The sequence below is a fragment of the Streptomyces sp. NPDC017991 genome (genome assembly GCF_044328075.1).
In the GTDB taxonomy this organism is placed as follows: Bacteria; Actinomycetota; Actinomycetes; order Streptomycetales; family Streptomycetaceae; genus Streptomyces.
The window spans coordinates 896386-910320 of the sequence record NZ_JBIRGP010000002.1; the positions used below are offsets into that span (position 1 = coordinate 896386).

Below are 13935 nucleotides of genomic sequence, written 5' to 3' on the forward strand. Positions count from 1 at the left end.
CTCCCGCGACCCAGCGAGTTCCCGGACCTGGAAGTGCCATGCCCCGCTTCAGCATCGTCGTGCCCGTCCACAACGTGCAGGGCTACCTGCGCACCTGTCTGGAGTCGGTACTCGACCAGTCGTACGGCGACTTCGAGGTGATCGTCGTCGACGACCGCTCCCCGGACGGGAGCGGGGCGATCATCGACGAGTTCGCGGCCCGCGACGAGCGGGTCGTGGCGGTGCATCTGCCCGTCAACGGCGGTATCGGCCCGGCCCGCAACCACGGCGCGAAACTGGCGCGGGGCGACTACCTGCTCTTCCTGGACAGCGACGACAGCTACACCCCGGGCACCCTGCGGGCGATCGCCGAGCGCATCGACGCCACCGGCCGGCCGGACATCGTGCTGTTCGACTACGCGCGCACCCACTGGTACGGCGCGGTGAAGCGCAACCGGGACGCGGAGGTGTTCGGCGCGCCGGGCCCGCAGGTGTTCACCGTCGCCGAACGCCCCGAACTGCTCGACCTGTTCACGGTGGTGTGGAACAAGGCGTACCGCCTCGACTTCTTCCGCGAGGGCGGCTTCACCTTCCCGACCGGCTTCTACGAGGACGCGGTGATCGTCTACCAGACGCTGTGGACGGCCCGCACGATCACCCTCGTCGACCGGGTCTGCGTGTACTACCGCCAGCGCCGCCAGGGCAACGCGATGCGCACGCCCAGCCGGGAGCACTTCGAGGTGTTCGCGCAGTACGAGCGGCTGTTCCGGTTCATCGGGGAGCGGCCGGAGCTGGATCGGTGGCGCGGATTCCTCTACGACCACATGGCGGACCACTACCTCTTCATCCTGCGCCAGGCGGACCGCGTACCGCCGTCCTCGCGTCCCGAGTTCCACCGGCGGGCGGCCCGGGACCTGCGCGCGTACCGGCCGGACGGGCACCGGCTCGGCGCGCGCATCCCCCGGACGTCGTTCACGCTGCTCGCCCGGACCCCGTACGCCCTCCACGCCCTGCACCGGGTCGCCTCGGTGAAGCGGGCGGGGCTGCGCAGGCGTCGGCTGGTGTGGCGGCGACGGCTGCGCAGGGTGCTGCTCGCGCTGCACAGGCGGCTGGTCCTGCGGCGCGCGCTCGACCCGCATCTCGCGGTGTACTCGGCCTTCTCGCACCGGGGTGTCCTCGGTGACCCGGCCGCGATCCACCGCAAGGCGCAGGAGCTCGCCCCGCACATCCGGTCGGTGTGGGTGGTCGGCAGGAACCACGTGGACGCGCTGCCGCCGGGCGTCGAACACGTCCTGCCGGGCAGCCGCGCCTACCGCCGGGTGACGGCACGCGCCACCTACCTGATCAACAACGTCAACTGGGCGAACGACCTGGTCAAGCGCAAGGGCGCGGTCCACATCCACACGCACCAGGGCACCCCGGTGAAGTCGATGGGCGCGGACCTGCTGAAGTACCCCGGCGCCAGGCGCGGCTTCAGCGTGCCGAAGATGCTGACGCGCGCCGACCGCTGGGACTACAGCCTGGTCGCGAACCCGCACTCCGAGCTGGTCTGGGACCGCGCCTACCCCTGCGGCTTCACGTCCCTGCGCTCGGGCAGCCCGCGCAACGACTGCCTGGTCCGGCCGGAGGAGGGCCGCGCCGAGTCCGTACGGCAGCGCCTCGGCGTCCCGGCCGACAGCACCCTGATCCTCTACGCGCCGACGAACCGGGACCACCGCCAGGGCGGTTACGCGCCCACCTGCGACCTGGAGCGCCTGATCGCGGGGCTGCCCGGCGACCACGTCCTGGCGGTCCGCCTGCACCCGTCCCTCGCCCAGCACCACGAACGCGGTCTCGGCCTGCGGGACCTGGCCGCGCGGGGCCTCCTCCTGGACGTCACCGACGAACCTCGGGTCGAGGATCTGCTGCTCGCCTCCGACGCGCTGATCACGGACTACTCCTCCCTGATGTTCGACTACGCGCACCTCGACCGGCCGATCGTCCTGCACACCTACGACCTGGACACGTATCTCGCCGCGCGGGGCACGTACTTCGACGTCACCGAACGCCCACCGGGCCATGTCACCCGCGACGAGGACGAGCTGGCGCGGCTGTTCGCGTCGGGCGCGTGGCAGGACGAGGAGTCGACGCGGCTGCGGTCCGCCTTCCGGTCGCGGTTCGGCGGGTACGACGACGGCCGGGCCGCGGAACGGGTCGTACGGACGCTGATGCTGGCCGAGGACATGACGCCGCCCATGGTTCCCGCGCCCGGCGCCCCGAGCGACGCACTGACCCGCTCATGAAGGCTCGTCCCGCCGCGTGGGTGCTGTTCCTGGCCGTCCTGTTCGGCTGCCTCCAGCTCGCCAACGTCACCGGCCGGGACACCCCCGACAGCCGCAACTACCTGTCGTACGCGCTGAGTCTGGGCGGCGCCGACAAGACGGAGGCGGCGGGGCGGAGCATCGCGTACGTGTGCGCGAGCCGGGGCGAGACGGCCTCCCGCGACCACAGCGTGGACGTGCGGCGCTTCCGTGCCCCCGATCCGGGGCCGGGGGTGCGGGCGGAGTGCGACCGCTACTACCACTGGAGCGTCGGCCGGCGGCTCGACGCGGGACAGACGTCCGGCTGGACGGCGCCCTTCATGAGCGAGCGGTTCATGCGGATCTTCGAGGTGCGGCCCGGCTATCCGCTGCTGCTCCTGCCGTTCGTGACGGTGTTCGGCGTGACGTGGGGGCTGTGGGCGGCGGGGGTGTGCGTGGCGGCGGCCGGGGGCGTGCTGGTGTTCCTGATCCTGCGGACGCTGGACGTGCCGGTGGGTCCCGCGCTGACGGGGCAGGCGCTGTACTACGTGCTGCCGACGGGCGCGACCGCGATGCGGCCCATGACCGAGGGCACGATGATGGCGCTCACGCTGGCGGCGCTGTGGGGCTGCGCGCTGGTGCTGCGCGGGCGGCGGGCCGCTCCTGTGGTCGCCCTCTCGCTGGCCCTGCTCTTCACGGTGAAGCACTCGCAGGCGTTGTTCCTGGCGGTGTGTCTCGCCGGGGCGTGCTGCGTGATCGGCGTCCACCGGAGGAGGTCGGCGCGGCCGGTCGGGGACGCCGTGAAGACGCTGCTGAAGGTGACGGTGGGGGCGGCGGCGGGAACGGTCCTGCTCGCCAGGCTCCTCCACTACCCCTCGGAGTCGGACAGCCTCCAGGACCTGCTCACCGACCACTTCCTCCGGCCCGACCGGGAGCGGCCCTGGCGGGAGTTCCTCCGTCTGGAGGTCAACTTCTGGACCGAGTGGCTGCGCCGGCAACTGGCCGAACCGCTGTTCCTGGTACTGGTCGGTGCGGGGGCGTGGGGGGCGCTGCGGGCGCGGCCCGCGTTCGGGGTGGTGCTGCTGGGCGCTGCGGGGACCGGGATGCTGAGCATTGCCGCGCACCCCGATATCGCCATCGGACGGCTGATGGTGATGGTGTGGCTGGTGGCGGTGGTGGGGGTGCCGCTGTGGTGGGCGGAGGAGGGATTCCGCCCCCGCCGCCCCTACCCTTCCCGTCACGTACTCGGGGGCGCTGCCCCCGAACCCCCGGTCCTCAAACGCCGGACGGGCTGAGATGCAGCCGGACCGGCGGACATCTTCAGCCCGTCCGGCGACATCTCTCAGCCCGTCCGGCGTTTGAGGACAAAGGGGGGCGAGGGGGCGCAGCCCCCATCCAGTGACGGGAAGGGTAGGGGCGGCGGGGGCGAGAGAACTACTCGACGACGAGCTCGACCGGCACGTTCCCCCGGGTCGCGTTCGAGTACGGGCACACCTGATGAGCCTGCTCGACCAGCTTGCGCCCGCTCGCCGCGTCCACAGACTCCGGCAGCTCCACCCGAAGCGTGACCTTGAGACCGAACCCTTCCCCCTGCTTACCGATCCCCACCTCCGCGGTCACCGCGGCGTCACTGACATCGACCTTCGCCGCACGCCCCACCAAGGCCAGCGCACTGGCGAAACACGCCGAGTACCCGGCGGCGAACAACTGCTCCGGGTTCGTGCCCTGCCCATTGCCGCCCATCTCCGTCGGAATGCCGAGCTGCAGATCGAGCTGCCCGTCGGAGCTGTAGGCGCGGCCGTCACGGCCGTGGGTGGCGGTGGCTACGGCGGTGTAGATCGCGTCCATGGAAACCATCCCTCTCAAAGGTCCAAGTCGGGCCGGCGGCCTTCGGTCCCGGCCTCCGACAAACACAAGTAGAGCACACAATTAAATTGTGCACAACTGAATGACGTACCGAGGTATCCTGGAGGCATGACCACGACGCCCGTACGCGACGACGACTTCCTCCGCCTCGATCAGCAGATCTGCTTCTCGCTGAACACCGCCTCGCGCGCCTTCGGCGGCCTGTACCGCGTCGTCCTGAAGGATCTGGGGCTCACCTACCCCCAGTACCTGGTCATGCTCGTCCTGTGGGAGCACGGCGACCTGCCCGTGAAGAAGGTCGGCGAACACCTGCGGCTCGACTCCGGGACACTGTCGCCGCTGCTGAAGCGACTGGAGACGGCCGGTCTCGTACGCCGTGAGCGCAGTGCCCTGGACGAGCGGTCCGTGGTGGTCGGGCTCACCGGCGAGGGCACGGCCCTGCGCGAGCGGGCGCTGCGCGTACCGCGCCGGATCGCCGCCGCGACGGGCTTCGAACTGGCCGAGATCGACGACCTGCGCACCCGGCTCGACCGGCTCACGGGCGCGCTGGACGCGGCGGCGCTGGAGGAGACCCCCGGCCGCGAGTGACGGGGCGGGCACGTTCACACTCCCCCGACCGCCCGCGCCGCCCCCGCTCCCGCCCCCGCTACCGCCGCCGACGACGCCGACGCCGACGCCGACGGCCTGCGCACGTACAGCCGCATGACCGACCCCTTGCGCGCGTACTCGGCCCGCGGCTCGAACTCCTCCCTCACCAGGGCGAGTTTGACCTGTTCGGCGAGGACCGGCGGATCCCAGTCCGGCCGCAGCGCGTACGGCTCGGCGACCACCCACACACGGTCGAGCCCGTCGAGCCGGCGGCGCAGTTCACCGGGACCGGTCTCGCGTCCGTAGAGGGTTCCGGAGACGGGGCCGGGCTCGTGCAGCGCGATGTCCGCCGTACCGCGGAAGCCCTTCGGGTACGCCACCGCCGCGCGCCTGGCGAGCGCCGGAAGGAAGAGCACGGGGTCGCCGGGGCCCATGCGCCGGGCCGCCGCGGCCGAGACGGCGGCGAGGTTGTCGGGGCGGCGGGCGGGATCCCGGTCCGCTCGCAGGACGGGAAGCTGCGCGACGAAGACGAGAGCGACACCGAACACTCCGAGACACGTGACGGCGTACGCGCCGACGTAACGCCCCCGGAGACCGCACAGGCGGGCCGCCGCCCCGGCCGCCCGGTCCGCGCCCGCCGCCGCCAGCAGGGGCGCCCCCGCGAGCGCGTACAGCACATAGCGGTCGTCGAAGAGCGGCCAGTGGCGCGAGACGGCGAGGAGGGTCGCGGGCGGCACGAGCAGCAGCGGGAGAGCGACCGCGGGGAGGGAGAGCTCGCCGCGGGGGGCGGGCCGGGCGCACAGGGCGAGGGCGATCAGCAGCAGATACGGGAGGAGGACCAGCGGGGCCGGACCCGTGAACGACCGCAGGAGCCCTTCGACCGCCCCGCCGCCGGGTGCCCTGAGCCACGCCACCTGCCCGGCCTGCCCACGGGAGACCAGCACCAGCGGAAGCACCACGAGAAGCACACCCCCGGCGGCCCGCCCCCACCCCCACCACACCCGCCGGGACACCCGAGCGAACGCCAACGTGGCCGCATGCGCGAGCAGAAGCAGCACGGCCATCTCGTGCAGCAGGACAGTGCAGGCGACAACACCTCCATAGACGCCCCAGCCCCAGCCCCCAAAAGGGGCGCGGGGAACGGCGCGACCAGCCCCCACCGACCCGCACCCGACACACGACCGCCGGCCCCCATGAGGGGCGCGGGGAACTGCGCGACCAGCCCCCACCGGCCCGCACATGACACGCAACCGCCGGCCCCCACAAGGGGCGCGGGGAACGGCGCGACCAGCCCCCACCCAGCCGCACCCGCCGGCACACGCCCCCGGCCGGGAAGCCCGTTCCTCCGAGCCCGCCGCCCGCACAAGCGACAACGTGGCCCCCGCACCCCCCGCGGCGACCAACGCATAAGACCGCCCCTCCTGCGCGAAGTGCCCCACCATCGGCGTCACCGCGTACAGCAGCCCCGCCCACAGCCCGACCCGCGGACGCGCGAGCCGCACCCCCAGGGCCGCGACGAGACCCGCCGTCACGGCGGCCGCGCAGAGCGAGGGCAGGCGCAGCGCGACCTCGCCGGGACGGACGGCGAGGACGGGGTGCATCAGGAGGTAGTAGAGCCCGTGCACCGCGTCCACAGACTGCAGCAGATGCCAGATCTGCGGCAGCGAACGCCGCGCCACCTGGAAGGTGACCGCCTCGTCACGCCACATCCCGCCACGGTCGATCCCCCACAGGCCGATCACGAACATGACGACGCCGGGCACCACCACGGCACCGGCGCCCGCGAAGCCGACGGCACCCCTCGAACGCTTGACGGTCACGCACCAGATCTTGTGCGACTACCTGACCTTTGCCGCTGATTGACTCGTCATCAGCCGGTATGAGCCACCTTGCGGCTTACGATCCCCCGGATGATTCCCCGCACGAAGCCCTACGAGAAGCCCGACGAGAAGCCCTGCGCGAAGTCCCACGAGAAGTCGCGCAATAGGCTCCTGACCCTCGCCGCGACCTGGTCGGCCACCCGCGCCCTGATGCTCTGGCTGCTCTCCCAGGACGGCCGCACCCCCCTCGGTGTCGGCGGCGTCGCACGCGAGGCGCACGAGCTGTACGCCCGCTGGTACGGCGTCCTCGCCACCGGCACGTACCCCTCCGGCGACCGGCTGTGGCAGTACCCACCGGGCGCGGGCCCCGTCCTGCTCTCCCCCGGCCTGCTGCCGGGACTGACGTACTTCCAGGCGTTCGTGACCCTCACGCTCGCCACCGACCTCCTGGTCACCGCCGTCCTCACGCGCGCGGGCACCCGCCCCGGCCGCAGCCTGCGCGGCGCGGCACTCTGGACGGCGGCCCTGCCCCTGCTCCTGCACATCCCCCTCGCGCGCTACGACGTGCAGGTCACCGCCCTCGCCGTCATCTCCCTGTTGACGTTGTCGCGCTCCACGCGTGCGTGCGGCGCGTTCGCCGCGCTGGGCGCCCTGGTGAAGGTGTGGCCCGCGCTGACGCTGATCGGCACCCCCCGGGGCCGTACGACGAAGGAGGCGTGGACCTCGGCGGCCGTCACCGCGGGCGCGCTGCTGCTGACGCTCGCCGCCCTCTTCCGGGACCCGTTCGACTTCCTGCACCAGCAGAGCGGCCGGGGTGTGCAGATCGAGTCGCTCGGCGGCACGGTCCTGTCCTTCGCACGCCACGCGGGCTGGCCGGGGCACGTGGGCTACCGGTACGGCGCGATGGAGTTCACCGGCCCGTACGTCACCTCGATCGCCGCGGTGTCGCTCGCGCTCACCGTCGCGGCCTTCGGCGCCCTGCTGCTGTGGCGGCTGCGCGCACGGCACTGGACGCCGGCGACCCCGTACGACGCGGCGCTCAGTGCCGTGCTCCTGTTCACGGTGACGAGCCGGGTCATCAGTCCCCAGTACCTGGTGTGGCTGATCGGGCTGGCCGCCGTGTGCCTGACCTCCCGGCACACCACCCAGCGCCCGGTCGCGACGCTGGTCGCGGCAGCCGCCGCGGTCAGCTCCCTCGCGTACCCGGTCCTGTACGACGACGTCGTGGCCTGCACCTGGACGGGCACCCTGCTGATGCTCGTCCGCAACGGCCTGCTGGTGACGGCCGCCGGACTCTCCTTCCACCGCCTGTGGACGGCCGCGTCCCCTCCGGCCGGACCCCGGACCCCAGGGGCGCGCCCCGCACCCGACCGCCACCGCCCGCACGAGACAGCGGATGCCCCATAAGGGGAAATTTCCCGCATTGACTACTATTGCGTCTCGTGGAAGCCGTACGAGCAAGGGAACCCGGCACGCCTCACGGCCCCCGGCCGCACCGGGCGCAGGTGAGCGTCGTCGTGATCGGATACGAGGACGCCGCCCATGTGGGGGACGCGGTGCGCTCGGCCCTGGCGCAGGGGCCCGCGGTCCGTGAGGTGATCGCCGTGGACGACTGCTCGGCTGACGGCAGCGCAAACCTTCTGGACCGCCTCGCACTGGACGAGCCGCGGCTGAGGGTCGTCCGCCGCGAGGTCAACAGCGGCGGCTGCGGCAGCCCGCGCAACGACGGCATCGACGCCGCCACGGCTCCGTACGTGATGTTCCTCGACAGCGACGACGTACTGCCGCCCGGCGCGGTGGACGCGCTGCTGACGGCGGCCACGGGGCGGGGCACCGAGGTCGCCGCGGGCCTGTGCGTGCGCCGCGAACTGCCCTCCGGCCGCGAGGTCCGCTGGCAGCCCGAGCTGTACACGGGGGCCGCCCTGGTGACCCGCCCGTCGCGGCGCGTCCGCCTGGTCCACGACACCCTGTGCGTCAACAAGCTGTACCGCACCGACTTCCTGCGCGAGCACGGCATCCGCTTCCCCGAAGGGCGCTTCCCCTACGAGGACTTCGTCTTCACCGCACGCGTGCTCGCCGCCCGTCCGCGCATCGCGCTGATCCCGGACACGGTCTACGTCTGGCACGTGCGCCGCAGCGCCGAACGCCTGTCGATCTCGCTGGACAGGTCGGGCGTCGACAACTGGCGGGCCCGGATCACCGCCCACGCCCTGGCGTACGACATCCTCCTCGGCGCCGGTGAGAAGCGGCTGGCCCGCGCGTCCCGGGCGCGGTTCCTCGACCACGCGCTGCGGATGTACGCGCGCGAGCTGGATCTGCGCGGACCCGTGTACCGGCGTGAGTGGTGGGCCCTCACGCGCGCGTACCTCGCGACCTTCGACGCGGCCGACTTCGCGCTGGCCCCGGCGCCCGGCAGGGTGATCGCCCAGGTGGTGCTGGCCTCCGAGAAGCCGCGCGACCTGACCCGCGTCAAGGAGGTCGCGGCGCGCCCGGCCCGGCTGCGGCCCCCGTACGCGCGGGCCCCGGACGGCACGCCGGTCTGGTCGGCCGACCTGCCCCACGTCACCCTGGAACACCTCCTGCACCGGCCCGTACGCCACCTGCCCGTGGCCGTCGACGCGGAACTGCGGCCACGCGCGCGTGGCACCCGGCTGCGGCTGCGCCTGCACGAGCTGTACGGGCGGATGGCGGACGCGGCACCGGCGACCGTGGACGCCGAGTTCGTGAACCGGCGGGACGGGCGGACGGGCCTCACGCTCACCGCGCGCTTCCGTGCGGACGACCCCGACTCCGACCACGCCGCCATCGGCTCCGGCACCGGCTCCTGGACGGCCGAGGCACCGGCCGACCTCGCGGCGCTCGGCTCCGGCACCTGGGACCTGCGGCTGCGCCTGCGTTTCCACGACGGCACGGCCCGCGAGACCACCGCGCACGCGAGCACCGGCCCCGGCCTGCTGCGCCGGACGGTCCTGCCGAGCGCCCGGCACGGCGTGCTGCTCGTCCAGCCGTACGCGACCCACGCGGGCTCGCTCGCCCTGCGGATCGCGCCGGGCCTGCGGGGGACGGCGGCCGTGCTGGGCCGCAGGCTGAAGCGTTTGCTTCACTGATCCGTATCCGCACCATGAGGGACCCACGAGGGCACCCATGACACCCATGGCACCCGAGGACACACGAGGGGACGGCCGTAGATGACCTGGCTGATCACCGGCGGCGCCGGCTACATCGGGGCGCACGTCGTCCGCGCGATGACCGGGGCGGGCGAACGGACGGTGGTGTACGACGACCTGTCCACCGGGATCTCCGAACGCGTCCCGGACGGGGTGCCCCTCGTCGTCGGCTCGACCCTGGACGGGGAGCGGGTCGCGCGGGCGCTGAAGGACCACGCGATCACCGGTGTGGTGCACCTGGCGGCGAAGAAGCAGGTGGGCGAGTCGGTGGAACTGCCGCTGCACTACTACCGCGAGAACGTCGAAGGGCTGCGCGTACTGCTCCAGGCGGTCACGGCCGCCGCGGTGCCGTCCTTCGTGTTCTCGTCCTCAGCGGCGGTGTACGGCATGCCCGACGTCGACCTCGTGACCGAGGAGACGCCCTGTGTGCCGATCAACCCGTACGGGGAGACCAAGCTCGCCGGGGAGTGGCTGGTGCGTGCCACGGGCCGCGCGCACGGTCTGTCGACGGCCTGTCTGCGCTACTTCAACGTGGCGGGGGCGGCGACACCGGAACTGGCCGACGTGGGTGTCTTCAACATCGTGCCGATGGTCTTCGAGAAGCTCACGGAGGGCGAGCCACCGCGGATCTTCGGCGACGACTACGCGACCCCGGACGGCACCTGCGTACGCGACTACATCCACGTCGTCGACCTGGCGGAGGCCCATGTGGCGGCGGCCAGGCGTCTGGCCGCGGCCCCCGGAACGGACCTGACCCTCGACATCGGCCGCGGCGAGGGAGTCTCGGTCCGCCGGATGATCGACCGCATCAACGAGATCACCGGCCGCACAATCGCCCCCACGGTGACCTCGCGCCGGCCCGGCGACCCGGCCCGGGTCGTCGCCTCCGCCGACCGCGTGACCGCGGAGCTCGGCTGGAAGGCGAAGTACGGCCTCGACGACATGATCACGTCGGCCTGGGAGGGCTGGCTGCGGCTCCACCCGCAGGCACGGCGAAGCTAGGAACCGCACCGCTCCGCGGCTCCCGAAACGCACTCGCCGCGGGCCGGAATTGGTCCTGGGCCGCGGCGAGGGTGCTCTGACGGGCTCCGTCAGAGCTTGTCCATACGGGTGTAGGGGCTGACGATACGGGCCTGGCGGGAGCCGAAGTCGACGAGCATCGCGATGCCCTCCTCGACGCCGACAATCCTGCCCAGGCCGAACTGGTCGTGCGTCACACGGTCACCCAGGGCGAAGTGCTTGGCGACCGGGACAACCGGAGCTTTGAAGGGACTGGTGGACAGGTGGCGCCGGGGCGCGGATGGCTTCGTCATCGTGTTTCCAGTATGCGCCCCCGGAGGGCTTGAGAGTGAGGCGTGGATGACAACGATCCGGCCGCTACGGGGGTCGGGCGCCCCCTGAGAGGTGCCCGGAGCAGGGCGGCAGGCCCCGCCGAACCGCAGGTGGAGCGGCGGTCTCCGGCCCTCTACAGCGCCTTGAGGGCCGCCGCCGTGGCCCGGGTCAGACTCTCCAGATATCCCTTCGGCGGCTTTGGGCCGCGGATCACCACCGCGCGCCAGTACAGCGGTCCTGACATCAGGTCGAGAGCCAGTTCGCCGTCGATGTCCGGGCGGATCTCACCGCGCGCCCGGGCGGCCTCGACGATGCCGTTCGCGACGCCCGCCTGCCCCTCGCGCAGTGCCTTCTGCAGGGCCTCCGCGATCTCCGGGTTGCGGGCCGCCTCGGCCTGGAGGTCGGGGATGACCTGCGAGGCCACGGGGTGACGCAGGGCCCGTGAGGTGACCTCGTACAGCAGGCGCAGATCGCCCTCCAGGGTGCCCGTGTCGGGCGCGGGCAGCCCCTGTACGGCGATCGCGGAGACCAGGTCGAGCACCAGGTGCAGCTTGGAGCGCCAACGGCGGTAGACGGCGGTCTTGCCGACGCCCGCGCGGCGCGCGATCCCCTCGATGGACATGCGCGCGTATCCGACGGCCGCAAGTTCCCCGAAGACGGCGGCCCTGATCGCCTCCGTGACGTCCTCCCGGAGCACGGCCGCCCCGGCGGGAGCCCTGCGGCGCGGCGGCTGCGGCGGCGTTCGCGGCTGGGCCTGCTGAGGGCTCCGGGCTGCTCCGTCGGCGTTCGTCGTCATACGGACCAGCATAGGGGCGTGACGACGAAACGGTTGCGTTCCGACGTCGGATCGGCCTACGCTCACGTTACGACGATACGGTCCCGTCCCGACGTAAAGCCGTGCCCAATCGCAGCCCAATTGCAGCTCAACCGCAGCTCAAACGCAGCTCAAACGCAGCTCAACCGCAGGTAAAGGCACTTCCTTCCGCCCTCTCCGCCCTTCCCCCCGAGTGAAAGCAGCGGATGTGAGTCAGGTCCTCGACCCACCGTCCTCGGCGATCCCGCCCCCGGCGCCGGCCCCGCCCGACGACGACCCCGCGGCACTCGCCGCCCACTACGGCCTCACCGTCAGCGGCGCACGGCCCACACTGCCCGCGTACGTCCGCCAGTTGTGGGCGCGCCGGCACTTCATCACCGCGTTCGCCACGGCCAAGCTCACCGCCCAGTACAGCCAGGCGAAGCTCGGCCAGGTCTGGCAGGTGGCCACACCCCTGCTGAACGCGGCGGTCTACTACTTCATCTTCGGCGTCCTGATGGGCACGAGCCGGGGTGTGCCGGACTACGTTCCGTTCCTGGTAACGGGCGTCTTCGTGTGGACGTTCACCCAGAGCTCGATCATGGCGGGCACCCGGGCGATCTCCGGCAGCCTCGGTCTCGTACGCGCCCTGCACTTCCCGCGGGCCGCGCTCCCGGTGTCGTACGCGCTGCAGCAGCTTCAGCAGTTGCTGTTCTCGATGGCCGCGCTGGTCGTGATCCTGCTCTGCTTCGGCGTGCCCGTCGGCGTGTCCTGGCTGCTGGCCGTGCCGACGCTGGCACTGCAGTTCGTGTTCAACGCGGGCGTGGCGATGATCGTGGCCCGGCTGGGCGCCAGGACACCGGACATCGCACAGCTGATGCCGTTCCTGCTGCGGACCTGGATGTACGTCTCCGGTGTCATGTGGAGCATCGACCGGGTGCTCAGCGGCCACCCGGACATGCCGCGCGTCGTGCTGCTCGCCCTGCGGTGCAACCCGGCCGCCGTCTACATCGACCTCATGCGGTTCGCGCTGATCGACTCGTTCCACGCGAGCCAGCTGCCCGACCACGTGTGGGCACTCGCGGTCGGCTGGGCCCTGCTCGCCGGCGTCGGCGGGTTCATCTACTTCTGGAAGGCTGAGGAGACGTACGGCCGTGGCTGAACAGAGCACAGTGAGCGCAGTTGGCGCAGTCAGCGCAGTTGGCACACTTGACGACGGGGGCGACCGGCGGATCCCCACCGTCGTCGCCGACCGCGTCGACATCGTCTACCGGGTCAACGGCACGGGGGTGGGGCGGGGCAGCGCCACCGCCGCGCTCAACCGCATCCTGCGCGGGAAGAAGACCGAGCAGGCGTCGGGGGTACGCAAGGTGCACGCCGTCAGGTCCGTCTCCTTCACCGCGTACCGGGGTGAGGCGATCGGTCTGATCGGCACGAACGGATCGGGCAAGTCCACCCTGCTCAAGGCCGTAGCCGGCCTGCTGCCCGTCGAACACGGCCGGATCTACACGGACGGCCAGCCCTCCCTGCTGGGCGTCAACGCCGCGCTGATGAACGACCTCACCGGCGAACGCAACGTCTACCTGGGCGGGCTCGCGATGGGCATGTCCCGGGAGCAGGTGCGCGAGCGGTACCAGGAGATCGTCGACTTCTCCGGGATCAACGAGAAGGGTGACTTCATCACCCTGCCGATGCGGACGTACTCCTCCGGGATGGCGGCGCGGCTGCGGTTCTCCATCGCCGCCGCCAAGGACCACGACGTGCTGATGATCGACGAGGCCCTCGCGACGGGGGATCGCTCCTTTCAGAAGCGCTCTGAATCCCGGATCCGCGAACTGCGGAAGAGTGCGGGCACGGTCTTCCTGGTGAGCCACAACAACAAGTCGATCCGGGACACGTGTGATCGGGTGCTGTGGCTCGAACGGGGGGAGTTGCGGATGGACGGCCCCACGGAGGAAGTACTGAGGGAGTACGAGAAGTTCACCGGGGGTGGGGCGAAGGGGTAGTTCGGTGGTGCGTCGGCTGCGGGCGAGTGGGGGCTGGTCGCGCAGTTCCCCGCGCCCCTTACGGGGCGCCCCAAGGGGCGCGGGGAACTGCGCGAGCAACCACGA

Annotated in this window: 12 protein-coding genes; 8 read left to right on the top strand and 4 right to left on the bottom strand. The window is 72.0% G+C overall.

Features of this window, described 5'->3' with window-relative positions:
• Positions 1–38: 38 nt before the first annotated feature.
• Together ACH4DZ_RS08450 and ACH4DZ_RS08455 are read left to right on the top strand one after the other, a co-directional pair.
• Positions 39–2261, top strand: coding sequence for a CDP-glycerol glycerophosphotransferase family protein (locus tag ACH4DZ_RS08450; RefSeq protein ID WP_398286163.1), 2223 nt, complete (start codon positions 39–41; stop codon positions 2259–2261).
• The gene (locus tag ACH4DZ_RS08455; RefSeq protein WP_398286165.1) at positions 2258–3553 is read left to right on the top strand and encodes a hypothetical protein; all 1296 of its coding nucleotides are present in this window, start codon (positions 2258–2260) and stop codon (positions 3551–3553) included. Before ACH4DZ_RS08450 ends, ACH4DZ_RS08455 begins: the two co-directional genes overlap by 4 nt.
• A 139-nt stretch (positions 3554–3692) precedes the next feature.
• Here ACH4DZ_RS08455 and ACH4DZ_RS08460 read toward each other — a convergent pair whose 3' ends face one another.
• A complete protein-coding gene (locus tag ACH4DZ_RS08460; RefSeq protein ID WP_398286166.1) occupies positions 3693–4106 on the bottom strand; it encodes an organic hydroperoxide resistance protein in 414 nt (137 codons plus the stop codon).
• A gap of 126 nt (positions 4107–4232) precedes the next feature.
• On the opposite strand from ACH4DZ_RS08460, the gene ACH4DZ_RS08465 reads away from it, so the two are divergent.
• Positions 4233–4712, top strand: coding sequence for a MarR family winged helix-turn-helix transcriptional regulator (locus ACH4DZ_RS08465; RefSeq protein ID WP_398286167.1), 480 nt, complete (start codon positions 4233–4235; stop codon positions 4710–4712).
• 14 nt (positions 4713–4726) lie between these two features.
• Here ACH4DZ_RS08465 and ACH4DZ_RS08470 read toward each other — a convergent pair whose 3' ends face one another.
• Positions 4727–6460, bottom strand: coding sequence for a hypothetical protein (locus ACH4DZ_RS08470; protein ID WP_398286243.1), 1734 nt, complete (start codon positions 6458–6460; stop codon positions 4727–4729).
• A 282-nt stretch (positions 6461–6742) separates the two neighbouring features.
• Here ACH4DZ_RS08470 and ACH4DZ_RS08475 point away from each other — a divergent pair, with 282 nt between their 5' ends.
• The 3 genes from ACH4DZ_RS08475 (at position 6743) to galE (ending at position 10701) form a co-directional block, all read left to right on the top strand.
• Positions 6743–7939 (top strand): glycosyltransferase 87 family protein, encoded by a 1197-nt coding sequence (locus tag ACH4DZ_RS08475; RefSeq protein WP_398286244.1) that lies wholly within the window; start codon positions 6743–6745, stop codon positions 7937–7939.
• A 35-nt stretch (positions 7940–7974) separates the two neighbouring features.
• A complete protein-coding gene (locus ACH4DZ_RS08480) occupies positions 7975–9639 on the top strand; it encodes a glycosyltransferase family 2 protein (RefSeq protein ID WP_398286168.1) in 1665 nt (554 codons plus the stop codon).
• Positions 9640–9720: 81 nt separating this feature from the next.
• Positions 9721–10701 (top strand): UDP-glucose 4-epimerase GalE, encoded by a 981-nt coding sequence (gene galE / locus ACH4DZ_RS08485; protein ID WP_398286169.1) that lies wholly within the window; start codon positions 9721–9723, stop codon positions 10699–10701.
• Between the two features lie 89 nt (positions 10702–10790).
• Here the strand turns inward: galE and ACH4DZ_RS08490 are convergent, their stop codons facing one another.
• On the bottom strand, positions 10791–11012 hold the full coding sequence (locus ACH4DZ_RS08490) for a hypothetical protein (RefSeq protein WP_055517933.1): 222 nt from the start codon (positions 11010–11012) through the stop codon (positions 10791–10793).
• Between the two features lie 152 nt (positions 11013–11164).
• On the bottom strand, positions 11165–11839 hold the full coding sequence (locus ACH4DZ_RS08495) for a TetR/AcrR family transcriptional regulator (protein ID WP_398286170.1): 675 nt from the start codon (positions 11837–11839) through the stop codon (positions 11165–11167).
• Positions 11840–12053: 214 nt separating this feature from the next.
• Between ACH4DZ_RS08495 and ACH4DZ_RS08500 the strand changes: the two genes are divergently transcribed.
• Positions 12054–12986 carry an ABC transporter permease gene (locus ACH4DZ_RS08500; RefSeq protein WP_398286171.1) on the top strand — a complete coding sequence of 311 codons (933 nt, stop codon included), beginning with the start codon at positions 12054–12056 and terminating at the stop codon, positions 12984–12986.
• Between the two features lie 10 nt (positions 12987–12996).
• The gene (locus ACH4DZ_RS08505) at positions 12997–13830 is read left to right on the top strand and encodes an ABC transporter ATP-binding protein (RefSeq protein WP_398286245.1); all 834 of its coding nucleotides are present in this window, start codon (positions 12997–12999) and stop codon (positions 13828–13830) included.
• Positions 13831–13935 lie beyond the last annotated feature (105 nt).